Origin of the sequence: Paraburkholderia megapolitana (assembly GCF_007556815.1) — a bacterium.
Lineage (GTDB): Bacteria > Pseudomonadota > Gammaproteobacteria > Burkholderiales > Burkholderiaceae > Paraburkholderia > Paraburkholderia megapolitana.
Map to the genome: position 1 here is coordinate 955231 of NZ_CP041745.1, position 24649 is coordinate 979879.

Consider the following 24649-nt stretch of genomic DNA (forward strand, 5'->3'; position numbering starts at 1 on the left):
TTTTCGATGATTCACGAAATTCTCGGGCAACTCGACAACGGCATCTCGGCACTGCAAACGCTGCTGTACGTCGATGTGGTGCAGCCGTTTTTCTACCGTTTCGGGCTGATGGGCTACGACGAGGATACGTATGACGCGCTCTACTGGGTGATTGTCGGCGTGCTCGAAATCGTCGTTACCTATCTCGCACTGCGGCCACTCGAAGCGCTGCGACCCATCGAGGCCTGGTCCGATCGCAAGGCACTGCGCTCGGACGTGATCTACACGTGGATCGCCAAGCTGGGCATCATCAACATCGCGTTCTTCTTCATGCTGCAGCCACTGTTTAACCATTGGCAAAGCCTGATGGCGATCTACAACGTGCCGAACATCGACGTGGACAGCCTTTGGCCCGGCGTGACCGATCAACCGGTCGTGTCGTTCCTGATCTACCTGATCGTGCTCGACTTCTTCGGCTACTGGTATCACCGCTGGCAGCATCGCTTCGGCGTCTGGTGGGAACTGCATGCCGTGCACCACAGCCAGCAGCAGATGTCGCTGTGGGCCGACGATCGCAATCACTTCCTCGACGACATCATTCAGGCCGCGTTCTTCGCGGCGATTTCGCTGTTCATCGGCGTGCAGCCGGCCCAGTTCGTGGTGCTCGTCGCCGTCGGCAACTTCATGCAGAGCGTGCAGCACGTGAACGCACGGCTTCCTTATGGATGGCTGCTTGAACGCGTGATCGTGAGCCCGATCTTTCATCGGCGGCATCATGCGATCGGCTACGGTCACGAAGGCGTGCGCTACGGCTGCAACTTCGGCGTGCTGTTTCCGTGGTGGGACATGATGTTCGGAACGGTGTCGTGGAACCGTACCGTCGAGCCAACCGGTATTCGCGACCAGCTGCCGGTGCCGCACGGTGCGGCCCGTTCGTATGGCGAGGGTCTGCTTGCGCAACAGTGGTACGCGTTTGGCCGGATCGTGAAGCGTTTGCGCGGACAGCGCAATTACGCGGGCGGCGCGACGCGCTGAACCCTTCTTTTCAGTCACAAGGTGTTGTTGTGGAATCTATTGTTTTTCGTTCGGCGTTGCTCTCCGATGTTCCCGCTATCGTCGCGTTGCTTGCCGACGACGCAATCGGCAGTCACCGCGAAGTGTTGGGCGAACCGCTCGACAGCCGGTACGTCGAGGCTTTTCGCGCCATTGAAGCCGATACGAACCAGCGGTTAGTGGTCGTGGTCGACGGCAACGAGGTGATCGGCACGCTGCAACTTTCGTTTGTTCCGGGGCTCGCCCGGACGGGCATGTGGCGCGGGCAGATCGAAGCGGTGCGCATCGCGGCGCATCGCCGTGCTTCGGGTCTTGGCCAGCGCATGATCGAATGGGCCATCGAAGAATGCCGGGCGCGCCACTGCGGGCTCGTTCAACTGACTACCGACAAGAGCCGGGCGGACGCGCAGCGGTTTTATGACAGGCTTGGTTTCACTGCGAGTCATGAGGGTTACAAGCTGGCGTTGTAAAGCGCGGGGTGCGGCGACTTTCGTATCGTCTTGCGGTGCGTTACGCGCTTACCGCTCTTACCGCGCTCTCTGCGCCAGCGCCCCGGTTGCGCCGTCGGCCAGCAGTTCGCCGACTCTTGCGCGCAGCATCGGCAGAATTTCACGATCGAACCACGGGTGTCGTACGAACCAGGCCACGTTGCGCGGCGACGGATGAGGCAACGCGATGACGGCTGGCGCATAGTCGCGCCATGCCGCGACCGTGTCGGCGAGCGATTCCTTGCGGCGCTCCGCGAGGAAATGCCGCTGTGCGTATTGGCCGATCAGCAACGTCAGCTCGATATGCGGCATCAACGCAAGCACCCTGTCGAGCCATAGCGGCGCGCACTCGGGCCGCGGCGGCAAGTCGCCGCTCTTGCCTTTGCCTGGATAGCAGAAACCCATCGGCACAATTGCGAACTGCGTTTCATCGTAGAAGGTCGTGTCGTCGACGTCGAGCCATGTGCGCAGCCGCTTGCCACTTGCGTCGTTCCACGGGATACCGCTCGCGTGTACGCGGGCACCGGGTGCTTGTCCGACAATCAGAATGCGCGCTTTCGTAGACGCCCTTACGACCGGACGCGGGCCGTGTGGAAGATGAGCGGCGCAGACCGTGCACGCGCGGATTTCGCGCAGCAGCGTGTCGAGCGGGGTGGGGGGCGACGCGGGCATGGGTATCGGTGGGGGCGCGGATACGTAGGTGGCAAGTGTATCGCGGGCCGCTGCTTGCTCTCGTGATTGTGTACTGCTGAAATATGCGGGTCTGAAGTGATTGGACCCAAGGCCAAGGAGGGCATCGTGCTGTATCCCACCTATATCCAGCCCGGCGACGCGAAACACGCGCACGGCATCGAGTTTCCCGACTTTCCCGGCTGCTATTCGGCCGCTGACGACTGGGCCGATATTCCGGCCAATGCACAGGAAGCTGCGGAAGCTCATTTTGCAGATGGTGAGCCGGTTCCGGCACCGTCAGCGCTCGAGCAGTGGTTGAGCCATCCAGATTACCAGGGCGGTGCGTGGATGCTTATCGACATCGACTTGTCGAAGATCAAAAACGCCTAGTCAGAAACGCCACCGCCAAAGCGCCCCTCTTGCACAAACCCCGCGCTTTGTATAACGTTCCGGTGTTCATCAACGCAGCGCGGAAGAGATCGCCCGGTTTTCACGGACGACGCCGACGGAGCAACCGCCCCGGAAACTCTCAGGCACCCAGGACCGCGCAGCAAGAACATCTGGAGAGCGGCGCTGTTGTTCACGCGCCCACCGAAGGGGATTTCCGCGCCGCCACGGCAGGGAAGAAACTCTCAGGTCCACGGACAGATGGGGCATCGACGCCAACCGGCGATGCTCAACTCTTTCTGGACCTTGTCATGCACCATATCGCCATCATCGGCGCCGGTATTACCGGCGTCACGACTGCCTACGCCCTGCGCAAACGCGGATTCGACGTCACCCTCATCGAGCGCCATCGCTACGCCGCGATGGAAACTTCGTTTGCGAATGGCGGCCAGTTGTCCGCGAGTAACGCGGAAGTGTGGAACAGCACGTCGACCGTGCTCAAAGGGCTGCGCTGGATGTTCACCGCGGATGCCCCGCTCCTGCTCAGCCTCAAACCGAGCTGGCACAAGTACTCGTGGATGGCCGAGTTTCTCGCGCAGATTCCACGGTATCGCGCGAATACCGTCGAGACCGTCAGGCTCGCGATCAAGGCGCGCGAGTTTCTTTTCTCGATCGCCGAACGCGAGCACATCGATTTCGATCTGGAAACGCGCGGCATTCTGCACTTGTATCCGGATCGTCGCGGGTTCGAAGCGGCGTCGAAGGTGAACGTGCTGCTGCGTGAAGGCGGGCTCGATCGTCGTGCCGTCACCGATGGCGAGATCCACGCGATCGAACCGACGCTAACCAGCAACTTCTACGGCGGTTTCTTTACACCGTCCGATTCCACCGGCGACATTCACAAATTCACGCGCGGCCTCAGCGACGCGTGCGTGCGCGACGGTGTGCGTTTTCTGTATGACACGGAGATTGCCGACATCACGCAGCGTAGCGACGGTCGCTTCGAAATCGTTGCAACGCAGCCGGACGCACCGTCGAACGGCGATCGCTACGACAGCGTGATCGTGTGTGCCGGCGCGCATAGCCGACAGTTTGCGGCGATGCTTGGCGATCACGTGAATGTGTACCCGGTGAAGGGTTACTCGATCACCGTCTGTCTCGACGATGAAACCAGCCGCCGCAGTGCGCCGTGGGTGAGCCTGCTCGACGATGGCGCGAAGATCGTCACCAGTCGTTTGGGCGCCGATCGCTTTCGCGTTGCGGGCACAGCGGAAATCAACGGCTTCAATCGCGACATTCGCGCGGAACGCATTGCGCCGTTGATCAACTGGACGCGTCGGCATTTTCCGGAAGTGTCGACGTCGCGCGTCGTGCCGTGGGCGGGGCTGCGGCCGATGATGCCGGGCATGCTGCCCAAAGTAGGACCGGGCAGGCGGCGCGGCGTGTTCTACAACACGGGACATGGGCACCTTGGCTGGACGCTTTCGGCGGCGACGGCGGAAGGCGTCGCGCTGGCAGTCGAGGCGTCGCTCGGGCATTGAGCGCGGTAACCGCTAGAATCGCGGTTTTAGCCCGGAAAAACGCCCATGTCTTTTGCCTCGCTTGGCCTGATCGAGCCGTTGCTGCGTAATCTGCAGGATCTCGATTACCAGACCCCTACGCCGGTGCAGGCCAAGGCGATTCCTGTTGTGCTCGATGGCAAGGACGTCATGGCTGCGGCGCAGACCGGCACGGGTAAAACGGCCGGTTTTGCGCTGCCGCTGCTGCAACGGCTGGTGCAACACGGCCCGGCAGTGTTCAGCAACCGAGCGCGTGCTCTGGTGCTGGTGCCCACGCGCGAACTGGCTGAGCAAGTGCTGCAAAGCTTTATCGATTACGGCAAAGGGCTCGACTTACGATTTCTTGCCGCCTATGGCGGCGTGAGTATCAACCCGCAGATGATGACGTTGCGCAAAGGCGTCGATGTGCTCGTTGCTACGCCTGGCCGTTTGCTGGATCTGAATCGCCAGAACGCAGTGCAGTTCGATCAGGTGCAAACGCTGGTGCTGGATGAAGCCGATCGCATGCTGGATCTGGGCTTTGCACGCGAACTCAACGCCGTCTTTGCTGCGTTACCCACTCAACGCCAGACCTTGCTGTTTTCGGCCACGTTTAGCGATGAGATTCGTGCCATGGCGGCGAGCATTTTGCGCGCCCCGGTCCATATCAGCGTCAGCCCGCCCAATGCCACGGCCAGCAGGATCAAGCAGTGGGTGGTGACGGTGGATAAAAAGAACAAGCCTGACCTCTTCATGCACCTTGTGGCGGAGAACAACTGGCAGCATGCGCTGGTGTTCGTCAAAACGCGCAACGGCGTGGAGTACCTGGCGGCCATGCTCGATGAAGCGGGCTATGCGGTCGACACCATCCACGGCGACAAACCGCAACCCGCGCGTCTGCGTGCGCTGGAGCGCTTCAAGACCGGCGAAGTACAGATGCTGGTCGCCACCGATGTGGCTGCGCGCGGGCTCGATATCGACGACCTGCCGCTCGTGATCAACGTCGATCTGCCGATCGTGGCGCAAGACTATGTGCATCGTATTGGCCGTACTGGTCGTGCGGGTGCTAGTGGTGTGGCGGTGTCGCTTGTGTGTGCCGATGAAGCGCCGCAACTGGCCGCGATTGAAGCGCTGATCCGGCAGACGTTGCGGCGGGAAGAGGAGCCGGGTTTTGAAGCTGAGCATCGCGTGCCGCAGACTAGTTCTACAGGCGAGATTATCAAGAAGCCTAAAAAGCTTAAGAAGCCTAAGGTGCTGCAAGCTGCGCCGGGTGCTGTGCAGGTGCCTGGCAAAAAACCGCGGGTGCAAAGTGGCGAAGACAAACGCAAGCCTGCGGCGCAGCGCGTTCTGGCTGCAGGTAAAAGTACAAGCGGCACAGGCTTCTCCGGCGGTAATCCATTCAGCGTGCAAAAACCACGCAGCAAACCCGCCAGCAAGCCGGTTGCGGGTTCACGTAAGCCGGCTGGCAAATCCGCCGGTGGTCGTGGCAAACGTCAACCCTGATTCGTGGGGCGAGTAACGTCAGCCATAGACCTCGCCGAGCTTTTCACACCGACGTCAAGGCATCAGTACCGTGTCGACGACATGAATCACGCCGTTCGATTGCATCACGTCGCCAATCGTCACATGCGCGACGTCGCCCTTGTCGTCGGTGATCGCCCACCCCTTGCCGTCCTTGCTGACGATCAGCGAATCGCCCTCGACCGTTTTCAGGCTCGCCTTGCCGCCACCCTGATCGACTGCCATCGCGAGGTCGTGCGCGGTGATGCGACCCGGTACGACGTGATACGTGAGCACTTTCACGAGCGTTGCCTTGTTCTCCGGCTTGAGCAGCGTCTGGACGGTTCCGGGCGGCAATGCGGCAAATGCCTCGTTGGTCGGTGCGAAGACCGTGAAGGGTCCGGTGCCCGACAGCGTATCCACGAGACCGCCTGCCTTGACGGCTGCTACCAGCGTCGTGTGGTCTTTCGAATTCACCGCGTTGGCAATGATATTTTTCGACGGGTACATCGCGGCGCCGCCGACTTCTACCGTATTGTCGGTGGACATCGATCCGGCCGTCGCGGCGGGCACGACCGTTCCCAACGCCAGTGCGAGCGCGAGCATCGCACCGATGGTCTTCATCTGGTTACAGGATTGCATTTCGGTTCTCCCCGAAAGATCGACGCTTCCGGACTGGAAGCAATCGGAGATACGGGTCGAACGAACCGACGGATGCACGTACTTCGATAAATACACAGACATGCGAAGTGCGTTGCCGCAGAAACGGCTTATGCACCACCAATTCCCCCTTTCGCGAGCACGGGCCCGGTTGGCTGTCCGGTAGGCGACCCGCCGTACGGTTCCAGCGACACAGCGAGGATGGCCCGAGGGTCCAGTTGTGCGAGTCGGGCTGGCGGCAGCGTGACGATAGTCGGCCGGTCGGCGGCGATCACACCGAGCGAGACAGGTCGAGCGCCCGACGGGATGAGCCACAGCTCGGTGGAACGACCGGCGGCGACTGCCGTGCCGCTCGCCGGAACGATCACCATGCGGGCACGCTGAACGTCGACGGTAGCGGTCCATCCTGCTCCACCGTCTTCACGGCCGATATTCGCAACCAGGTAGCCGCTATTGCCCGGCACCTCCGGCACCGCGACGGGTCCACGCCAGACAGGCACCACGGCCACGATTGCCAGCACCACAGCCGCGACGCTCGAACCGATACCGACCCAGCGCCACAAGCGAACGTTGTCCCACAGCCTCGCGCGAGGCCGATACGGCGCGGCCGACGCGAAACCGAGTTCGGACTGGATGCGCGCCAGCACATAGGGCGCCGGCGCGATCTCGCCGACATCCTCGCTCAGCGGCACCAGGCGTTCCTGCCAGCGCGCTACGTTCGCGGCGAGCCGGGGGTCGTGCTGCATCGCCTCCTCGATCTGCCTGCGCTCGTCAGCGTCGAGCACGCCCAGTGCATACTCGGCGCACCGCAGTTCGTCGGGATCGTGTGAGGGCGTATTCATTGATCGAGGCAGGTTTTGAGCTGAATCAGGCTACGCCGGATCCAGCTTTTCATGGTACCGAGCGGCACGCTCAGGCGCACAGCCAGTTCGGCATACGTCGCACCCGTAAAAAAGGCTTCTCGTACGAGGGTTCCCTGCTGGGCGGGCAGTGCGTCGAGGCACCGTTCCAGGCGCCGCTTCTCCTGACTGCGCTCTGCCATTGCGGCCGGCGAAGGATGCTCGTCGGCGAGTTCCTCTTCCATCGATGCGTCCAGCGGTTCCTCGCGGCGGCGCCGTAAGCGATCGATGGCCCGGTTGCGCGCGATGGTCGCGAGCCAGGTAACGGCGCTGGCGAGCCCTGGGTCGAAGCTTGCAGCCTGGCGCCATACCGTGACATAGACGTCTTGAAGCACTTCTTCGGCTTCACCGCGATCGCGCAGCATTCTCACGCACACGCCGAACAGTTTGGCGGAGGTGCGTTGATAGAGCGCGGCGAATGCTGCCTGGTCGCCTTCGCCCGCCTCATGCAACAGGCGGTTCAGCTCATTGCGGCGATGGGCCTCAACTCCGTTCAACAGACGGTCGTCATCGGTCGCTGCATTTCGTTGCATGTCCATCGCGCTCCCTGCGGGTTGGCTGCGCGTAATCGGGAATAACAGCAACGTCGCCGTGTGGTGGCCACTCAAAGCGCGTGCTGTCTGCGCATGTGGTCATCGCCTGCTCGACGAAAACCAGACGATCATCGCCATCGGTACCGGAAGCGCAATACTGAGTACCACCTGACTGACGATCAAGGCCCGGGTCGGATTCGCACCAAAACCGATTACAACAAATGCCGGCAACATTGTCACGAACCGTCATCGCAGGCGCGAAGACAAACCGTCTTTCAACGAAGAGCGAAATCACCTTCCGGAGAGACGGCGAGTCCTCATTGACCTCTACGGAGCGGATGGATCGACGGATGCAGGCGAACAAAAATATAGTCGACGACGCCGCGCGATAGCGTCGATCGGCGGCGCAGGGTAGAGAGGCAGTTCGCGACGAACGTCGGCGAATGAGAGGAGCCCGGTAGTGGCGGGCGGCCGGGTTCCAGCAGGAAGTATCGGCCGCACGGATTTTTGCACGAACTGTGGCGATGGTTTTTCACCTATCCGCCACAGTTCTCACTTTCTGCAGTACCTGATGACACTTCAGTCCGAAGACACAAGCGAACCCGAAGGCACAATCCGCAACCCATCCGGCCTACGCGCAAACGGACTCCACCACGTCAGATGCATACTCGCCGCGCCGGTGTTATGCACATACTCGACCTTGATCGAAGCATGTCGCCGCGCTTTCAACCAGACCGTACCGCTCACCGTCGACAGCGACGCACTCTTCTTGTTGATCACCTCCACGCCATCGATCCACAGACGCGCCACGTTATCGCTATTGATCGAGAACCGGTACGGCCCGTTAACCGCAGCTTCGATTGCCCCAGTCCACCGCACGCCATAGCCGGTAGCATTCACCCCCGCCGAAGCATCCGGCGAATCAGTCCCGCGCTCAGTATTCAGATCGAAGTCGATCAACGGCGTAATCGAAGTCTTCACCGGAGCACTATTGAAAGTCGGATCGTTGTAGTACCCGACATTCAGCACAGGCAGCTTCACATAGAACCCACCGGTCAACGCCTGCATCTCCGCCGTCGACCACGGGTGCCCGTCAGGATAGATCGTCCCCTGGAACGGCGTCGCCGGTTCGACGGTAGCAGGTGCGCTCGGTACTTGCCCCCAATGGAAGCGCGTATTCGTGCGACCGATCATCAACTCCCAGATGATGAAGCCCGTCGTGCCGCCGTAGTTCGAAACAATACCCGCCATCGTCTGGCCGGTCGTCCCCGGAAAACCGCGTTGCAGCGTTTCCGAGTTCAACGCATTGACGCTGCTGCCGTTGATCGGACCGGTGTACGGATTGTTGTACGGGTGGAACGCGTAGAAGTCGGAGAAGTAGCTGCCTTCGTCTTCCTGCACCTGCGGCGAGTTGATCGGTTGCGTCGCGCCCGCATTCAGGATCGCAATGCGCGCGTCGTTCATCATCACCGCACGCGTTTCCTGCAGTGCGCCGTTACCGCTGCAACCGGGTTCGTTCATCGGCTCCCAGAAGACGATACGTGGATCGTTCCGGTGCGGCGCGACGAAGTCGGTGATGTAGTTCGCGAGGCTCGCCTTGTACGTCACGTTCGGATTCGACGCACTCGGCTGGAAGTACGCCTGTTCGATCGGTGTACCTGGCGACTGTACCCACCGGCTGTTATGCACGCCCCAGATCGGCGCGGGCTGCGGACCGTATTCCGGTGTCTGGTTCCAGCAGTCGTCATAGAAGATCGGTGACACCTTGATGCCGTGACGCGCGGCGATCTCGAGCAGGTTCTCGAACTTGCTCAGGAACGCGACACGATCGTTGGCCCATACCAGGTAGTGCAGGTACACCGAGATCGTGTTGATGCCGTACGTCTGCGCGTAGGTCAGTTCGCGGTTCACGACGGCGGGATCGTAGTTCTGCCAGAAGTCGATTGCGTTCACCGCGGTCGACGACGAGTACACCATGCCGACCACCTTCGAGAAATCGTAGGTCGGCGAGGTGACCGTCGGGTACGTCTTGATCGTGATGTTGCTGAACGTCGCACCGACACCGAAGCGGCGCAGGCCGAAGCTGCCCGACGCGAACGCCGCAGGCAGTGCGTTGGTCGCGTCGTTGAGGCTCAGCACGCGTTGCTGGTCGAGATCGACGGTGATCGCCGTGCCGCTCGTCGTGACCTTCAGATGGTGCGTGCTGCCACCCACTATCGTGCTGATCGGATAGTCGATGAAGTTGGTCCAGTTGTTGTTCTCGCGGCCCACCACGAGCGTGTGCGCGGCGGTGTCGAGACCGATGAAGTAACCGGTCAGGCTGTCGAAGCCGCCGGCCGTCGGGTTGGTCGTGCGGACGATAAAGCCCGCGTTTGCCGGGCCGTTGCCGACCGGTGGCGTAACCGTCACGTCGGCTTCGTACGAGGCGGTCGTATACGTATTCGCGAGCGCGACGGCCTTGTCGCCGGCCCCGGTACCGTTGGTCGCGGGGGCGGGAATCGTTACGCTGCCGCTCGTCGTGCCCGGCGCCCAGCCCTGGGTCGAACCGGGCGAGAGATAGCTCGTGAAGTCGCCGAAGCTGAGCGTCGTAGTCGACAGCACAGGGGGCGGCGGGGGCGGTGTGTACGGCGGCAGGTTCTGGTCGGGATCGCGGATCACGACCGGCGGCGTGGTGGTCTTCATCCCGAGCGCAACGCCTTGCGCCGCCTTGAATTCGCTTTCTACATTCGACGCCGCCGCAGCCGATGCAGCCGCCGCGTTAGCGGCCACCGACACCTGCTTGTTTGATGTCGAGACGGCCGATGGCGAATCGCCATTGCCGCCGCAAGCGGCCAGCATCGCTGCTGCCGCCAGCACCAGATAATTGCGCACCTGTATCTCCTGAGATCCCGTCTAATAAGAGGTCTGGGTCATTATTATTAATTTATTCCGAACGTCCTTTGGACGGACGATACAGTGCTACGCCAGAACCGCAGGCGCTTGCAGGGAAGTTTTGGTAATGAATTTAGATGATGAATAATATTATTACTAAGAGATATCTCTATCAGGACTAACCCTGAAAGAACGCGGCGGCACGCTTAGGCCTAACGTAGCCGGTGCCCGTTCCGACGGAAGATCCATGGTGGCGCCCCATCGCACCGTTGTTGGGATCGATGCACATTCGTCGATCTTGCTGCGACCTCGTCAGGATGGGCCAGGTGCCCACTGAGCCCTTGAGACAAACGCCGTAGAAGCCTTGCTGCATAAGACCGGACGCGCTCGATCGCCGCACGGATATGCGCAATGGCACGCTTTCTGCAATACGCATCCAATCTTGTATTCAAGATTGGACTCATGAACGATCAACTCAACACCCGGGCCGCTCTTTCGATCGAAACGCTAGGCGATCGCTACGCGCAAGGCACCCTCACGCCGACACAGTGTGTCGAGGCAGTGTTACAGCGAATCGAGTCGATCGACCGGCCCGAGATATGGACGCAACGCGTCGCCGCCGAAGCGCTATACGCGCGCGCCGCAGAACTCGAAGCGCTATACCGCGCCGGGGGCGTCTCGGTGCTGGAACTCATGCCGCTGTTCGGCGTGCCGTTCGCGGTGAAGGACAACATCGACGTGGCGGGCATGCCAACTACGGCGGCCTGCCCGGCGTTCGCGTATACGCCGCATGAATCTGCGTTTGCCGTGCAGCTTCTGCTGGAGGCCGGTGCAATTCTGGTCGGCAAGACCAATCTCGATCAGTTTGCGACGGGTCTCGTCGGCGTGCGTTCGCCGTACGGCGCGGTGCGCCAGGTGGAGTTTCCCGAACGTGTGTCGGGTGGCTCGAGTTCGGGTTCGGCGGTCGCGGTCGCGAGCGGTTGCGTCGCGTTCTCGCTGGGCACCGATACGGCAGGATCGGGGCGCGTGCCCGCAGGCTTTAACGAACTCGTCGGCCTGAAGCCGACGCTTGGGCTGGTCAGCAAGCGCGGCGTCGTGCCGGCGTGCAAAAGCCTCGACTGCGTATCGATTTTCGCCAACGATGTCGCCGACGCCTGGCACGTCCTCGCACAACTCGCGCGCTTCGACGCGTCCGATAGTTTCGCGCGCGAGGTGAGCGTGCTCGCTCCGACTTCGGCGCCGCCGCGCATCGGCGTGCCCGCGCGTGCGGAGTTCTTCGGCGATGGCGAGGCGGCTCAGGCATTTCAGGCGTCGCTCGATGGACTGTCGGAGGTGTTGCAGGCGCAACCGCTGCCCATCGATCTCACGCCGCTCACGCAAGTCTCCGCGTTGCTCTACGACGGCCCATGGGTCGCGGAGAGGCGCGCGGCTATCGGCGCATTCTTCGACGCGCAGCGCGATGCGATCGACCCGGTCGTCGCCGCCGTGATCGCGAAAGCGGACCGCTACAGCGCAGTCGATACGTTCAACGCGCAATACCGTCTCGCCGAATTGAAACGGCAGGCCGACAAGCTCTTCGATGACATCGATGTGCTGATCGTCCCGACCACGCCAACGCATCCGACCATCGCCGCGGTGCAGGCCAACCCGATCGAACTGAACAGCCAGCTCGGTTACTACACGAACTTCGTCAATCTGCTGGACCTGTGTGCGTTAGCGGTGCCGTGTGTGCGCCGCGGCGACGGTCTGCCTGCCGGCGTCACGCTGATCGCACCGGCCGGCGCGGATCATCGGTTGGCGGTATTGGGTGCGCGCATTCAGGCGCGTTTCTTCGAGTCCGAGTCGCACGAAGCCGCCTGCATCGAATCGCAACCGTTGCCCAGCAGCGAGCCGTCGGTCGTGCTTGCTGTAGTCGGCGCGCATCTGCGCGGTCAGCCGTTGAACCGGCAATTGCACGAAGCAGGGGCGCGATTTATCGAAGCGACCCGCACGACACCGGACTATCAGCTCTTCGCACTAGCCGGGACGACACCACCGAAGCCCGCACTCGCGCGCATGTCGGTGGCCACCGCACACACAAATGCAATCGCCATCGAACTATGGCAAGTGCCGCTGCGCCACTTCGGCTCGTTTGTCGCGCAGATTCCGGCACCGCTCGGGATCGGCACCGTGCAGGTTGCCGACGGCCGCAGCGTGAAGGGTTTCATCTGCGAGCCGGCCGCGCTTGCCGATCAAGCCGGTGCGCTCGACATCACCGCGCACGGCGGATGGCTCGCCTATCTGGACAGCGTCGCTGCACCGATTCAATAACCAACTTTCTCCAACACTCTGAAACGGATCACGCCATGACCCATCGTCGCGATTTCCTCAAGCACGCAGGCCTGCTGACGCTCGGCTCGATGCTGCCTTTCAAATCGATCTTCGCGGCGAGTCCGCTCACGGTCGGCGCGATCTATGTCGGCGCGCGCGGCGACTACGGTTACAACCAGGCGGAAGCCGCGGCGGCGAACGTCGTGAAGAAGCTGCCCAATGTGAAAGTCGTCGAAGAAGAGAACGTGCCGGAAACGATCGCGGTGCAGAAGTCGATGGAGGCGATGATCGAACAGGACGGCGCGACGCTGATCTTCGCGACCTCGTTCGGCTACTTCGATCCGCATGTGCTGAAGATTGCCGCGAAGTATCCGAAGGTTCGTTTCGCGCATTGTGGCGGCCTGTGGAAGCAGGGCAACCCGCCGAACATCGTGAGCTACTTCGGTTATATCGACGAATGCCAGTACCTGAACGGCGTCGTCGCGGGCCATATGAGCAAGAGCAAGAAACTCGGCTTCGTTGCCGCGAAGCCGATCCCGCAGGTGCTGCGCAATATCAACGCGTTCACATTGGGCGCGCAATCGGTCGATCCGTCGATCACGACTCACGTGATCTTCACCGGCGACTGGTCGATGCCGGTCAAGGAAGCAGAAGCGACCAACAGTCTCATCGATCAGGGATGCGACGTACTGACCTGCCACGTCGACAGTCCGAAGGTCGTGATCGAAACTGCCGAGAAGCGCGGCGCAATGAGCTGCGGTTATCACGCAAGCCAGGCAGCGCTCGCGCCGAAGGGCTACCTGACCGGCGCGGAATGGGACTGGGCGACACCGTTCCGGCTCATCGTCGCCAATGCACAGGCGGGCAAGCCGCAACCGAACATCCTGCGCGGCGGCCTGAAAGAAGGCTTCGTGAAGATGTCGCCATATGGCACGAAGGTGACGCCCGAAGCGAAGTCGAACGCCGACGCAGTCAAGGCAAAGATGATGGCCGGTCAGTTCGTGATCTTCAAGGGACCGGTCAAGGACAACAAGGGCGGTGTTGCGATTGCCGATGGCGTGAGTCATGTGCAGACGGACTACGTGCTCGAAAGCATGAACTATCTCGTGGCGGGTGTGGTTGGGCAGATTTGATGTGCTTCGTTGCGGCGTGTCATTTCTCAAGGAGCGTCGATGCTTACTAACGCAAATGCCAACGCAAGTACCAACGCAAATGCCGCGCGGCTGGTTCTCGGCGTGCTGCCCGCATTGCCGACCTTGCTCGCGCTGACCGGCACGCTGCTGCTGTTCATGCTGTTTCTGCTCGTGCAGGGTGCGCCTGCACTCGATGCGATCGGGTTGATTTTCGAAGGCGCGTTTGGTTCGTCGTTTGCGTGGCAGAGCACCTTGCTGCGCGCTGCGCCGCTGATGCTGACCGCGTTATGCGTGGCGTTGCCGGCGCAGGTTGGCCTGATTGTGATCGGCGGCGAAGGGGCGCTTGCGCTTGGCGGGCTCGCGGCCGCCGTGATGCCGCAGTGGTTGCCGACCGCTACGCCGTGGTTCGTCGCGACTCCGCTGATGGCGCTCGCAGGCATGCTGGCCGGCGGCGCATGGATCGGCGCAGTCGGCGCGCTGCGTCACCGGCGCGGTGTCAACGAGACGATCAGCAGCCTGCTGATGTCGTATATCGCGATCGCGCTATTCAAGTTTCTTGTCGAAGGACCGTTGCGCGATCCGGCGAGTCTGAACAAACCGTCGACGTTGCCGGTGCCGGATGCGCTGACTATCGGTTCGCTGCCGGGGCTCGATGTGCATTGGGGCTTGTTGTGGGGTGTGCTCGCATGCGTCGCGGCGTGGGTGTTCGTCAGGCACAGCACGCGCGGTTTCGCGATGCGCGTGGTCGGCGGCAACGTGCGGGCTGCGCGTCTCGTTGGTTTGCCGGTCGCGAGACTCGCGCTCGCTGCGTGCGTGCTCGGCGGTGCGGCGGCCGGTCTGGCCGGTATGTTCGAAGTCGCAGCCGTGCAAGGCAGTGCGAATGCGGCTCTGCTCGTCGGTTACGGCTATAGCGGCATTCTCGTTGCGTTTGCCGCGCGCCAGAATCCGCTGGCGATTGTCGTTTGCGCGGTGATCGTTGGCGGTATCGAGGCGAGCGGCAGCTTGTTGCAGCGGCGCCTCGGTCTACCCGATGCGACCACGCTGGTTCTACAGGGATTGCTGTTCGCGAATTTGCTCGCGTGGGAAGCGCTTGGCGGACGGCTCGCCGCGTGGCGCGTGAAGTTGCAGGCGCTGGCGGCGACAGCGGTACCGGTTCAGATGGAGAAGACTCATGCCTGACATGCATTCGCCGCTTGTGGTGTTGCTGTTGTCGTTGATCGCAGGTGCGATTCGCGTGAGCACGCCGTATCTGTTCGTGAGTCTCGGCGAGTGTCTGACCGAGAAAGGCGGTCGCGTGAATCTCGGGCTGGAGGGCATTCTCGTGTCCGGCGCGATGAGCGGCTATGCGGCGAGCTATCTGTCCGGTTCGGCGTGGCTCGGTGTGCTTGCCGCGGGACTGGTCGGATTGCTGTTCGGTTGCCTGCACGGTCTTGTGTGTTCGTTGCCGCGCGTGTCCGATATCGCGTTCGGGATTGCGTTGATGCTGCTCGGTACGGGTCTCGCATTCTTTCTCGGCAAGCCGTTTATCGAACCGCAGGCGCCGATGCTGGCGTCGCTCGATTTCGGTCGCTGGACCGCCTCGTCGCAACTGCACAACGCGCTGCACATCAACCCCTTGTTTGCGATCGGTGTGGTGCTTGCCTTCGTCTTGCAATGGGGACTGCGCAATACGCGTTGGGGCATGACGCTCCGGCTCGTCGGCGATCACGCGGAGGCGGCGCGCGCGCTGGGCTATCCGCTCACACGCATCCGTATCGCGGCCACCGCGGTGGGCGGTTTCTGCGCGGGTGTCGGCGGCGCTTATCTGTCGCTTGTCTATCCGGGCAGCTGGAACGAAGGACTGTCGAGCGGGCAGGGCTTGATGGCAGTGGCCCTCGTGATCTTCGCGCGCTGGCAGCCGCTGCGCTGTCTGTACGCGGCGTTGCTGTTCGGCGCGGCCGGTGCGCTCGGTCCCGCGCTGCAGGCGATCGGCGTGACGAGTGGCTACTACCTGTACAACGCGGCGCCGTATGTGCTGACGCTGCTGATCATGATCGTCAACTGTCGCCCGGACCGCACGCTTGCCGGCGCGCCGGGCGAGCTGAGTCTGACGCGCTGAGATTCTCCGCAAGGATCGATAAACATGAACCGATACATCGAAGCCAGACCGTACCCCTGGCCGTATAACGGCGATCTGCAAGCCGCGAACACTGCACTCGTCATCATCGATATGCAGACGGATTTCTGCGGCTACGGCGGTTACGTTGACAAGATGGGGTATGACCTGTCGCTGACGCGCGCACCGATCGAACCGATTCGCGGTGTGCTTGCGGTGATGCGCGCACAGGGCTTCACGATCATTCATACGCGCGAGGGGCATCGTCCGGACCTCTCCGATCTCCCCGCCAATAAACGCTGGCGTAGCCGGCGCGCGGGGACCGACGGTGTCGGCATCGGCGATGCGGGTCCGTGCGGCAAGATCCTCGTGCGCGGCGAACCGGGCTGGCAGATCATCGACGAACTCGCACCACTGCCCGGCGAGATCGTGATCGACAAGCCAGGCAAGGGCTCGTTTTGTGCCACCGATCTCGAACTGATCCTGCGCACACGCGGCATCGAGAATCTCGTGCTGACCGGCATCACCACCGATGTCTGCGTCCACACCACGATGCGCGAAGCAAACGATCGCGGCTTCGAATGCACCGTGCTGGCGGACTGCTGCGGCGCGACCGACCAGAGCAATCACGCTGCCGCGCTGCATATGATCACGATGCAGGGCGGTGTGTTCGGCACGGTGTCCGATTCGCAAGCGCTGCTCGCAGCGCTCGGCGGCTGATCATGGCTGCCATCGGACAGTTGCCGGCGCGTTCCGGCGCCGCGGGCATCGAAGTGCTGGGTGCGTCGAAATCGTTCGGCGCGTTTCGCGCACTCGACGACGTCTCGATCAAGATCGCTCCGGGCACGATACACGCACTGCTCGGCGAAAACGGCGCAGGCAAGAGCACGCTGGTGAAGGGACTCGTCGGGTATGGGTTGCTCGACGAAGGGCAGATCGTCGTCGACGGTCGTGAGGTCGCGATTGCATCGCCGCGCGATGCGCAGGCACTTGGCATTGGCATGGTGTATCAGCACTTCACGCTTGCCGCGGGGTTGTCGGTAGAAGAGAACCTGCTGCTCACGCGCGGTAGCCTGCCGTGGACGATCGACTGGAAAACCGAGCGCGCGGCACTGACCGTGTTCATGCAACGCATGCCGTTCAGGTTGCCGCTTGATGCGCCGGTCGCAGGGTTAGCCGCGGGAGAAAAGCAGAAGCTCGAGATCTTGAAGCAGTTGTACTTGCAACAACGCTTCCTGATTCTCGACGAGCCGACCTCGGTGCTGACGCCGCAGGAAGCAGATGAAGTACTCGGCCTGATGCGCGCGTTGACGACGCGCTGCGAATTGACCGTGTTGATGATCACGCACAAGTTTCGCGAAGTGATGGCGTACGCCGACGATGTGACCGTGTTGCGCAAAGGGCGCTGCGTGGGCACCTCGGCGGTGGTGAACACTGGGCGCGAGCAACTCGCGAACTGGATGATGGGCACCGCCGATGCGTCGTCCGGCTCAGCACCGTTGCATGTGCCGGCCGCGCCAGAACGCGCCGCACGCCGACCGGTCGATCGCGAGGCACCGGTACGGCTCGCGATGCGCGATGTCTCGATCGACGACGATCGCGGCCACACAGCGGTACGACACGTCACGCTCGATGTGCGTGCCGGCGAAATTCTCGGTCTCGCGGGAGTATCGGGGAACGGACAGAAAGAACTGGTCGAAGCACTGGTCGGCCAACGGCACCTTGCAGCGGGCGAAATGCGGATCGCCGACCGGCCGTATCGCGCGACTCGCGAAGAAATGACTGCGCTGCGCGTGTTCGCGATCCCCGAAGAGCCGTTGAAAAATGCCTGCGTGGCCGGCATGAGCATTGCGGAGAACCTGGCCTTGCGCGATTTCGATCGCGCGCCGGTTCGCCGCGGCGGCTGGCGACTCGACCGCGCCGCATTGCGCGCACGCGCCGAACGCCGGATTCACGATTTCAACGTGCGGCCGCCGGTCCCCGAGCGTGCGATCGGCACGCTCTCGGGCGGCAACGTGCAGCGCGCGGTGCTGGCGCGCGAACTCGGTCAACCGGTGGACGTGTTGATCGTCGCGAATCCTGTGTTTGGTCTCGACTTCGCGTCGGTGGCCGACATTCATGCACGCTTGCTCGCAGCGCGCGATGCAGGCGCGGCGGTGTTGCTCGTTAGCGAAGATCTCGATGAGCTGCTCGAACTCGCGGACCGGATCGCGGTGATGGCGGAAGGCCGACTGGTGTTCGAAACACCGGCAGAGCAGGCCGAGCGTGCGGTGTTGGGTCAACACATGGCGGGGCACAGCAGCGAGCCAACGCATACGTCGGAGCGAGCCGCCGTGGCGCCGCAATCGTCACGTGCGTCTGCTTACTCCGGAGCTAAACCATGACCGTCGAAATCGCCGCACAACCGGGACCGTTCGCATTCGACGCGTCACACACCGCGTTGATCGTGATCGACATGCAGCGCGATTTCATCGAACCCGGTGGCTTTGGCGAGTCGCTCGGCAATGATGTCTCGCTGCTTGCCGCGATCGTGCCGGCCGTTGCAGAACTGCTGGCGCTCGCGCGGACCGACGGCTGGACGATCGTGCATACACGCGAGTCGCATGCGCCGGATCTGTCCGACTGTCCGCCCGCGAAGCGGCTGCGCGGCACACCACGCATGCGAATCGGCGATCCGGGACCGATGGGGCGCATTCTCGTGCGCGGCGAACCGGGCAATGCGATCGTCGACGCGCTCGCGCCGGCCGCGGGCGAAATCGTGATCGATAAGCCCGGCAAAGGCGCGTTCTATGTGACCACGCTCGACGACGAACTGCGCGCACGCGAGATCACGCATCTGGTGTTTGCGGGCGTGACGACGGAAGTGTGCGTGCAGTCCTCAATGCGTGAAGCCAACGATCGCGGCTACACCTGTCTACTCGTCGAAGACGCAACGGCAAGCTATTTTCCTGCGTTCAAACAGGCGAGTCTCGAGATGATCCGTTCGCAGGGCGGCATTGTCGGCTGGACAGCGCCGCTTGCGGCGTTCACGATGGAGCGATGACCATGGATGTGAACCGCCCCGAAATCGTCGCCGAAGTGGCGGCGGCATTTGCCGACTACGAGCGCGCACTCGTTGCACACGAAGTCGATACGATGAACGCCTTGTTCTGGCATACGCCGCAGACCGTGCGTTACGGCATTGCCGAAGTTCAGCATGGCGGTGAAGCGATCCGCGCGTGGCGCGCAGACTGCGAACCGGTGCCGGTCTCGCGACGGTTGCATCGCACGGTAGTGACGACGTTCGGTAGCGACTATGCGACAGTCAGCACCGAATTCACGAGCGATGCGACACCGCTGCTCGGCAGGCAGATGCAGACGTGGGCGAGACTCGGTGCCCCGCAGGAAACCGGCGCGGGCTGGAAGATCGTGGCTGCGCACGTCAGTCTGATTGCGGCTCCCGAATGATCAACCCTGAAAACCCGGCGAGGAGATCGCGCACCATGTCCGAACACGAGACGAGCGACACGACACCGGCAGACGCAGAGTCTGACGCGACGAATGTGCCGAACGCACCGAACGCGCTGGCCGAGCAGGTCTATCAGCGGCTGAAGACCGACATCTTCAGTTTCCGGCTATTTCCGGGCGACCGGTTCTCCGAGAACGATATCGCGCAGTATTACGGCGTGTCGCGCACACCGATGCGCGATGGGCTGTTCCGGCTGCAACGCGAGGGTTATCTGGAGGTCGGTTTTCGGCGCGGCTGGAAGGTTGCGCAGATCGACTTCGATCAGCTCGATCAGCTTTACGATCTGCGTATCGTGCTGGAACTCGCTGCGCTCGAGCGCCTCGGCGCCGGCGATGCGCCGCATGCCGCCATCGATACACTCAAGGCGATATGGTGCATCGAGCCCGAGCAGCGCGAAAGCGATTCGGTAGTGATGTTCGCGATGGATGAGGATTTTCATCGGCAACTCGTGGCGGCGACCGGTAACGGCGAAATGCTCCGGGTGCACAACGACGTGACCGAGCGGATTCGCATTGTGCGACGCCTCGATTTTCTGAAACCGCATCGCACCAGCGCAACCTACGAAGAACACGGGAAGATGCTGCAACTGATCGAACGCGCGAGGGTGGCCGAGGCCAGCATCCTGTTGCGTGCGCATATTACGCAGAGCAAGCTTGAAGTGCGCAAGATCACACTGTCGATGCTCGCAGCGGCTCGCGATGTGAAGTTTCCGTTTGTTTCGTAGTGCGCGTGGTGAGCGCGAATTGAAAGCCTTGTAAGCGTAATTGCTAATCCAAGCGCTTCCGCGCGCGGGTACGCTCCCTTCGTACCCGCACCACCGCCTTCTCTTGCCCGATGTCACGCATTCGACATCCGCCATCGGCAGCATGTCCGCCTGACTGGCCGATCAATGCCAGAGCGACAAGCCGGTCGCAGGTACGCTGGCATCGCATCACTCCGATCCCCGATTCCAGATCCGTGTGCCGTTCAGGCGCGCCTCTCGCACTCCGTCGGCAGAAAAGCAAACGCGAAGACAGCAGCAACCCCACAAGCAAGGAGCGAGTTATGCATGACGCGGCAGATCCCCAAGGCTTGCGGCCCAGCAGTACGAAGTCGGTCCAGCAGTACATCGACGAACGCCCGATGTGGCCCGACGGAACGCATCTCCCGACGGTACCGATGACCGGCATGCAGTGGCGCATCTGGGCACTCGCGGCCGCCGGCAAATTCTTCGAAGGCTTCGTGGTGTTCATGACGGGCGTCGCGCTCCCGCTGATCTCGCGCGAGTTCGGCATCGGTGCCGCGCAGAACGGCCTGATCAGCGCGGCCAGCTTGATGGGGATTCTGGTCGGTGCGGTTGGTCTCGGTGGCATGTCCGATTACTTCGGGCGCAAGCGGATGTTCATCGTCGAGATGATCATCTTCGTCGCGTTTCTCGTGCTGCTGGTGTTCTGCACGAATTTCGTTTCGCTGGTGATCTGTCTGTTTGGTCTCGGCGTCGCGCTCGGCTGCGACTATCCGACCGCGCACATGATCATCTCCGAAAGTATTCCCAGCAGCGCGCGCGGCAAGCTCGTGCTGGCTGCGTTCGGTTTCCAGGCGTTAGGCGCGCTGGGTGGCACGGCGGTGGGCTTCCTCGTCCTGTCGACGATTCCGAATCTCGATGCGTGGCGCTGGATGTACGGCACGGCGATCATCCCGGCTCTCGCCGTGACCATTGGTCGCTTCTTCATCACAGAGAGCCCGAGCTGGCTGCATATTCGTGGCGCCGTCGACCGCGCCGAAGCCGCCACACGTCGTCTGCTCGTACGCGCGCCGCAGTATCCGACGAGCATCGCGTTATCGCGTGAAGTCGAACTGGCCGCTGCCGGCCACGGCGGCAAGGGGAGCTTTCTCGCGTTGTTCGCAAAGCGCAACCGGCGCGCGACGATCCTTGCTTCGGTGCCGTGGTTTTTGCAGGATCTCGGTACGTATGGCATCGGCATCTTTACACCGACCATTCTTGCCGCGGCATTCGGTAGCAAGCCCGACCATGTGCGCAGCATCACCGATCTGATTCTCAACGACATCCTCGCCGCAAAAGGGGCTGCGCTCATCACCATGCTGCTGATCGTCGGCATTGTGTTCGCGGTGATTCTCGCGGACAAGGTTGGGCGGATCTGGCTGCAGGTGGTCGGTTTTATCGGTTGCGCAGCGGGTTTGCTCGTTGCTTCGTTTTCCGATGGCTTTGAAGGATCGACCAAGACGGTGGTGATCTTCGCGGGCTTCATGTTGTTCAACTTCATGACCAACCTGGGCCCTAACGCGCAGACCTATCTGCTGGCCGGTGAAGTGTTTCCGACCGCGATTCGCGGTACGGGGGCGGGGTTTGCGGCGGCGGTCGGCAAGATCGGCGCGGTCGCGACTGCGTTCCTGTTTCCGATTCTGCTGACGGGCATCGGTACGGCGCCGCTGCTCTACATCCTCGTGGGCACGTCGATTCTCGGCGCGGTGGTCACGTGGCTATACCGCATCGAAACGAACGGGGTGAGTCTTGACGAGATCGGGCGCTAGGCGCGCTTGAGTCACATCGTCAGGCTTCTCGCAGAAGAGATGATTTTCGCGTATCGACGGAGACATAGATGACCGACCACCGTAAGAAACACGCGTTGCGCTTGTCCTGGCAACAACGCTGGCGACCACTCGTCGCGGCACCGTTGTGCGTGGCCGCGCTTACCTTGATGACAAGCTCGTTGACCCACGCGCAAGACCTCACGTTGCGCGAAACCGGCTCGACGCTGCTGTACCCGCTCTTTACGACGTGGGTCGATGCATACACGAAGACACATCCCGGCGTGCACATCACCGTGGGTGCGACCGGTTCGGGCAACGGTATCGAGCAGGTGCTGGCGGGCAAGGTGGAGATCGGCGCATCCGATGCGTACATGTCCGATGTCGAAATGCGGCAACACCCGCAAGTCATCAACGTGCCGCTCGCTATCGCGGCGCAGACGGTCAACTACAACGTGGCGGGGCTGAACGCAACGCATCTGAAGCTGGACGGCACGGTGCTCGCCGCGATCTATTCAGGTGCGATTCGCAACTGGGACGCACCGCAGATCGCGGCGCTCAATCCGGGCGTGAAATTGCCACATCAGGCGATCGTGCCGATTCATCGTGCCGAGGGATCGGGCGATACGTTTGTGTTCACGCAGTTCCTGTCGTTCGCGACGTCCGACTGGGAAAACGCTCACGGATACGGTACGACGATTGCGTGGCCGAGCGTGCCGGGTAGTGCGACGGCGGTGGGCAACGATGGCATGGTGAAGGCGTTGCAGGCGACGCCTGGGTCGATTGGGTACGTCGGTGTCAGCTTCACTGACAAACTATCGGCGGCGCAACTCGGCACTGCGGCACTCAAGAACGGTGCCGGAGAATTTGTCTTGCCGAGCAAGGAGACGATTACTGCGGGAGCTGCTTCGCTCGGTCCGCGTACGCCGGCCGATGAACGTCTGAGCCTCGTGTTTGCGCCTGCACCGGGTACGTATCCGCTCGTCAACTATGAGTACGCGATTGTGTCGACGAAGCAAGCCGACGCGACGACTGCCGCTGCGTTACGCAGATTCCTGCTGTGGTCGATCGTGCCGTCCGAAACGAATGAAGCGTACCTCGACACCGTGCACTTCATTCCGCTGCCGCCGCATACGTGGGAGTTGAGCCAGGCGCAGATCCAGTCGATCAAATAGCGTCGCTGGAGACCGCAGCGCTCACCAACGCAGCCACACCGCTAAGCGGCTTCACCAGATCATCTGGCAAGCCGTGCCGCTGCTGCAGATATTGCGCCGCGTTGTACGAGACCCAGACGTGTTTCTCCGCGTCCTCCCACACCAGCACCTTGAGCGGCAGATCGAGGGCCGCAGTGGGCACCGTTTGCATGAGCGGTGTACCGGCGCGCGGATTGCCGAACACGAGCAACTGCGACGGTTGCATCGCAAGACCTTCGCGTTGCGCGTCGCCGCTGAAGTCGATGTGCGCGAACAGCGTCAATTGCTTTGCCTTGATCAGCGATTCAAACCTCGCGACGGTTTCCTGCACCGAATGGCCGCTGGCGACCGTAACGATTCCGTGATCGGTAGTTTGATGAGCGGACATTGCTTCTCCACAGTAGGCGAGACTCGAGGGATTCAGATTCTCCCGTGAATCATAGACCGGGCGACCGCACCGCAGATTACAGCGCACTTTCGTTTACGTCCGCTTTACACCAAACTCGCACTTCTTTCGAAATTCGCTATGCCGCCTTGCGTAGAGTCGCTGAATCCGGAAGAAGGCGAACCCTATGCATGGAATCAACGCACTGAACGGAATGGCCGGCGCGCGCTTGCGCCTGGCATCGGTTCTCAAGGCTGCATTCGTGACGATCGTTTTTTTGCTGGCCGGTTTCTCGCCAGCTACCAACGCACAGTCGATCCCGGCTCCGCTGGTTGCAAGCGATAGCGCGGCCGATGCCGCAGCGACACCGATTGCCCCCGAACTGGACGATATCGTCAGCGCGCTTTGTGCACAGTTTCGCGTGACGCGAGCCGATTCGATCAAGATCGCTCATGCCGTGCTCACCGAAGCGAACCGCTACGGCATGTCACCTGTTTTACTGCTGGCCGTGATGGCGGTCGAATCGGGTTTCAACCGTCACGCAGTGAGTGTGGCCGGGGCGAGGGGGCTCATGCAGATACTGCCGGCCGCGCATCCGCAACTGCTTGCGCGCGCCGGCGATCTGTCCGATCCCGCGACCAATGTGCACCTTGGGTCGGCGATACTGCGCGGCTATCTCGACGACGCCGACGGCGATCTCGGCGCCGCGCTACATCGATATAGCGGCGGCGGACGAGGATATGCGCGCCGTGTGGACCAGCGGATGCAGCAGTTCAACGCGCACTTTCAAAGCGTGGCCAACGCAAACCCCAACGCCAACCCCGCCGCAGCGACCAAACCCTTCCTCTATACCGCCTGGCACCCGGACGATTCCGCAGGCCAGTAACGCCACGCTTCGTTTCCCCCGTCTTCAAGC

General features: G+C 62.1%; 24 protein-coding genes and 1 riboswitch. Of the genes, 17 read left to right on the forward strand and 7 right to left on the reverse strand.

The genetic code is table 11. The features are described 5' to 3' along the window. Positions 1–6 precede the first annotated feature (6 nt). Together FNZ07_RS17660 and FNZ07_RS17665 are read left to right on the forward strand one after the other, a co-directional pair. Positions 7–1014, forward strand: coding sequence for a sterol desaturase family protein (locus tag FNZ07_RS17660; protein WP_091010475.1), 1008 nt, complete (start codon positions 7–9; stop codon positions 1012–1014). A gap of 29 nt (positions 1015–1043) precedes the next feature. Further along, on the forward strand, positions 1044–1502 hold the full coding sequence (locus tag FNZ07_RS17665; RefSeq protein WP_091010478.1) for a GNAT family N-acetyltransferase: 459 nt from the start codon (positions 1044–1046) through the stop codon (positions 1500–1502). A 57-nt stretch (positions 1503–1559) separates the two neighbouring features. Here FNZ07_RS17665 and FNZ07_RS17670 read toward each other — a convergent pair whose 3' ends face one another. Beyond that, entirely contained in the window at positions 1560–2192 is a 633-nt protein-coding gene (locus FNZ07_RS17670; protein WP_091010479.1) for a uracil-DNA glycosylase family protein, read from the reverse strand. A gap of 126 nt (positions 2193–2318) precedes the next feature. Between FNZ07_RS17670 and FNZ07_RS17675 the strand changes: the two genes are divergently transcribed. The 3 genes from FNZ07_RS17675 (at position 2319) to FNZ07_RS17685 (ending at position 5620) form a co-directional block, all read left to right on the forward strand. Next, entirely contained in the window at positions 2319–2582 is a 264-nt protein-coding gene (locus FNZ07_RS17675) for a type II toxin-antitoxin system HicB family antitoxin (RefSeq protein WP_091010481.1), read from the forward strand. A 160-nt stretch (positions 2583–2742) separates the two neighbouring features. Beyond that, positions 2743–2850, forward strand: a riboswitch (glycine riboswitch). Between the two features lie 40 nt (positions 2851–2890). Beyond that, positions 2891–4120: a D-amino acid dehydrogenase gene (locus FNZ07_RS17680; RefSeq protein WP_091010483.1), complete on the forward strand. Its 1230-nt coding sequence runs from the start codon at positions 2891–2893 to the stop codon at positions 4118–4120. Between the two features lie 45 nt (positions 4121–4165). Then, positions 4166–5620: a DEAD/DEAH box helicase gene (locus FNZ07_RS17685; RefSeq protein ID WP_091010485.1), complete on the forward strand. Its 1455-nt coding sequence runs from the start codon at positions 4166–4168 to the stop codon at positions 5618–5620. A 54-nt stretch (positions 5621–5674) separates the two neighbouring features. On the opposite strand, the gene FNZ07_RS17690 is transcribed toward FNZ07_RS17685, so the two are convergent. From FNZ07_RS17690 to FNZ07_RS17705, 5 genes are all read right to left on the reverse strand, one after another. Continuing rightward, complete coding sequence (locus tag FNZ07_RS17690) at positions 5675–6166, reverse strand: fasciclin domain-containing protein (protein WP_235851444.1); 492 nt, start codon at positions 6164–6166, stop codon at positions 5675–5677. A gap of 221 nt (positions 6167–6387) precedes the next feature. Further along, on the reverse strand, positions 6388–7119 hold the full coding sequence (locus FNZ07_RS17695) for an anti-sigma factor (protein WP_091010489.1): 732 nt from the start codon (positions 7117–7119) through the stop codon (positions 6388–6390). Beyond that, a complete protein-coding gene (locus tag FNZ07_RS17700; protein ID WP_091010492.1) occupies positions 7116–7715 on the reverse strand; it encodes a sigma-70 family RNA polymerase sigma factor in 600 nt (199 codons plus the stop codon). Before FNZ07_RS17700 ends, FNZ07_RS17695 begins: the two co-directional genes overlap by 4 nt. 93 nt (positions 7716–7808) lie before the next feature. Further along, positions 7809–7943 (reverse strand): divalent metal cation transporter, encoded by a 135-nt coding sequence (locus FNZ07_RS33675; RefSeq protein WP_170275787.1) that lies wholly within the window; start codon positions 7941–7943, stop codon positions 7809–7811. Positions 7944–8288: 345 nt separating this feature from the next. Beyond that, a complete protein-coding gene (locus tag FNZ07_RS17705; protein WP_245811418.1) occupies positions 8289–10580 on the reverse strand; it encodes a PA14 domain-containing protein in 2292 nt (763 codons plus the stop codon). Positions 10581–11042: 462 nt separating this feature from the next. Here FNZ07_RS17705 and atzF point away from each other — a divergent pair, with 462 nt between their 5' ends. The 11 genes from atzF to pstS all read left to right on the forward strand — a co-directional run bounded on the left by atzF (position 11043) and on the right by pstS (position 23330). Continuing rightward, the gene (gene atzF / locus FNZ07_RS17710) at positions 11043–12890 is read left to right on the forward strand and encodes an allophanate hydrolase (RefSeq protein ID WP_091010925.1); all 1848 of its coding nucleotides are present in this window, start codon (positions 11043–11045) and stop codon (positions 12888–12890) included. A gap of 35 nt (positions 12891–12925) precedes the next feature. Continuing rightward, positions 12926–14023 (forward strand): BMP family ABC transporter substrate-binding protein, encoded by a 1098-nt coding sequence (locus tag FNZ07_RS17715; protein ID WP_091010494.1) that lies wholly within the window; start codon positions 12926–12928, stop codon positions 14021–14023. Between the two features lie 39 nt (positions 14024–14062). After that, complete coding sequence (locus tag FNZ07_RS17720) at positions 14063–15202, forward strand: ABC transporter permease (protein WP_091010496.1); 1140 nt, start codon at positions 14063–14065, stop codon at positions 15200–15202. Continuing rightward, a complete protein-coding gene (locus FNZ07_RS17725) occupies positions 15195–16121 on the forward strand; it encodes an ABC transporter permease (RefSeq protein ID WP_091010498.1) in 927 nt (308 codons plus the stop codon). Before FNZ07_RS17720 ends, FNZ07_RS17725 begins: the two co-directional genes overlap by 8 nt. Positions 16122–16145: 24 nt before the next feature. After that, positions 16146–16838, forward strand: coding sequence for a biuret amidohydrolase (biuH, locus tag FNZ07_RS17730; protein ID WP_091010500.1), 693 nt, complete (start codon positions 16146–16148; stop codon positions 16836–16838). Positions 16839–16840: 2 nt separating this feature from the next. After that, entirely contained in the window at positions 16841–18502 is a 1662-nt protein-coding gene (locus FNZ07_RS17735; RefSeq protein WP_091010502.1) for an ABC transporter ATP-binding protein, read from the forward strand. Next, entirely contained in the window at positions 18499–19161 is a 663-nt protein-coding gene (locus FNZ07_RS17740) for a cysteine hydrolase family protein (RefSeq protein WP_091010505.1), read from the forward strand. Before FNZ07_RS17735 ends, FNZ07_RS17740 begins: the two co-directional genes overlap by 4 nt. 2 nt (positions 19162–19163) lie before the next feature. Then, positions 19164–19565: an oxalurate catabolism protein HpxZ gene (hpxZ, locus tag FNZ07_RS17745; RefSeq protein WP_091010509.1), complete on the forward strand. Its 402-nt coding sequence runs from the start codon at positions 19164–19166 to the stop codon at positions 19563–19565. Positions 19566–19600: 35 nt separating this feature from the next. Next, complete coding sequence (locus FNZ07_RS17750) at positions 19601–20350, forward strand: GntR family transcriptional regulator (RefSeq protein ID WP_091010512.1); 750 nt, start codon at positions 19601–19603, stop codon at positions 20348–20350. A gap of 320 nt (positions 20351–20670) precedes the next feature. Next, positions 20671–22158 (forward strand): MFS transporter, encoded by a 1488-nt coding sequence (locus FNZ07_RS17755; RefSeq protein WP_211367965.1) that lies wholly within the window; start codon positions 20671–20673, stop codon positions 22156–22158. Between the two features lie 68 nt (positions 22159–22226). Further along, a complete protein-coding gene (gene pstS / locus FNZ07_RS17760) occupies positions 22227–23330 on the forward strand; it encodes a phosphate ABC transporter substrate-binding protein PstS (protein WP_091010514.1) in 1104 nt (367 codons plus the stop codon). Here pstS and FNZ07_RS17765 read toward each other — a convergent pair. Then, positions 23323–23736: a DUF302 domain-containing protein gene (locus FNZ07_RS17765; protein ID WP_091010516.1), complete on the reverse strand. Its 414-nt coding sequence runs from the start codon at positions 23734–23736 to the stop codon at positions 23323–23325. The genes pstS and FNZ07_RS17765 overlap by 8 nt on opposite strands. A gap of 184 nt (positions 23737–23920) precedes the next feature. Between FNZ07_RS17765 and FNZ07_RS17770 the strand changes: the two genes are divergently transcribed. Continuing rightward, positions 23921–24619, forward strand: a complete 699-nt coding sequence (locus tag FNZ07_RS17770) for a lytic transglycosylase domain-containing protein (protein WP_091010519.1) — start codon at positions 23921–23923, stop codon at positions 24617–24619. The last annotated feature ends 30 nt before the right edge of the window (positions 24620–24649 follow it).

Excerpts from the sequence above, each read along its gene's own strand:
- FNZ07_RS17660 (WP_091010475.1), top strand. The coding sequence starts at position 7 with ATGATTCACGAAATTCTCGGGCAACTCGACAACGGCATCTCGGCACTG.
- FNZ07_RS17670 (WP_091010479.1), bottom strand. The coding sequence starts at position 2,192 with ATGCCCGCGTCGCCCCCCACCCCGCTCGACACGCTGCTGCGCGAAATC.
- FNZ07_RS17680 (WP_091010483.1), top strand. The coding sequence starts at position 2,891 with ATGCACCATATCGCCATCATCGGCGCCGGTATTACCGGCGTCACGACT.
- FNZ07_RS17685 (WP_091010485.1), top strand. The coding sequence starts at position 4,166 with ATGTCTTTTGCCTCGCTTGGCCTGATCGAGCCGTTGCTGCGTAATCTG.
- FNZ07_RS17690 (WP_235851444.1), bottom strand. The coding sequence starts at position 6,166 with ATGTCCACCGACAATACGGTAGAAGTCGGCGGCGCCGCGATGTACCCG.
- FNZ07_RS17695 (WP_091010489.1), bottom strand. The coding sequence starts at position 7,119 with ATGAATACGCCCTCACACGATCCCGACGAACTGCGGTGCGCCGAGTAT.
- FNZ07_RS17700 (WP_091010492.1), bottom strand. The coding sequence starts at position 7,715 with ATGGACATGCAACGAAATGCAGCGACCGATGACGACCGTCTGTTGAAC.
- FNZ07_RS33675 (WP_170275787.1), bottom strand. The coding sequence starts at position 7,943 with ATGTTGCCGGCATTTGTTGTAATCGGTTTTGGTGCGAATCCGACCCGG.
- atzF (WP_091010925.1), top strand. The coding sequence starts at position 11,043 with ATGAACGATCAACTCAACACCCGGGCCGCTCTTTCGATCGAAACGCTA.
- FNZ07_RS17715 (WP_091010494.1), top strand. The coding sequence starts at position 12,926 with ATGACCCATCGTCGCGATTTCCTCAAGCACGCAGGCCTGCTGACGCTC.
- FNZ07_RS17720 (WP_091010496.1), top strand. The coding sequence starts at position 14,063 with ATGCTTACTAACGCAAATGCCAACGCAAGTACCAACGCAAATGCCGCG.
- FNZ07_RS17725 (WP_091010498.1), top strand. The coding sequence starts at position 15,195 with ATGCCTGACATGCATTCGCCGCTTGTGGTGTTGCTGTTGTCGTTGATC.
- biuH (WP_091010500.1), top strand. The coding sequence starts at position 16,146 with ATGAACCGATACATCGAAGCCAGACCGTACCCCTGGCCGTATAACGGC.
- FNZ07_RS17735 (WP_091010502.1), top strand. The coding sequence starts at position 16,841 with ATGGCTGCCATCGGACAGTTGCCGGCGCGTTCCGGCGCCGCGGGCATC.
- FNZ07_RS17740 (WP_091010505.1), top strand. The coding sequence starts at position 18,499 with ATGACCGTCGAAATCGCCGCACAACCGGGACCGTTCGCATTCGACGCG.
- hpxZ (WP_091010509.1), top strand. The coding sequence starts at position 19,164 with ATGGATGTGAACCGCCCCGAAATCGTCGCCGAAGTGGCGGCGGCATTT.
- FNZ07_RS17750 (WP_091010512.1), top strand. The coding sequence starts at position 19,601 with ATGTCCGAACACGAGACGAGCGACACGACACCGGCAGACGCAGAGTCT.
- FNZ07_RS17755 (WP_211367965.1), top strand. The coding sequence starts at position 20,671 with ATGCATGACGCGGCAGATCCCCAAGGCTTGCGGCCCAGCAGTACGAAG.
- pstS (WP_091010514.1), top strand. The coding sequence starts at position 22,227 with ATGACCGACCACCGTAAGAAACACGCGTTGCGCTTGTCCTGGCAACAA.
- FNZ07_RS17765 (WP_091010516.1), bottom strand. The coding sequence starts at position 23,736 with ATGTCCGCTCATCAAACTACCGATCACGGAATCGTTACGGTCGCCAGC.
- FNZ07_RS17770 (WP_091010519.1), top strand. The coding sequence starts at position 23,921 with ATGCATGGAATCAACGCACTGAACGGAATGGCCGGCGCGCGCTTGCGC.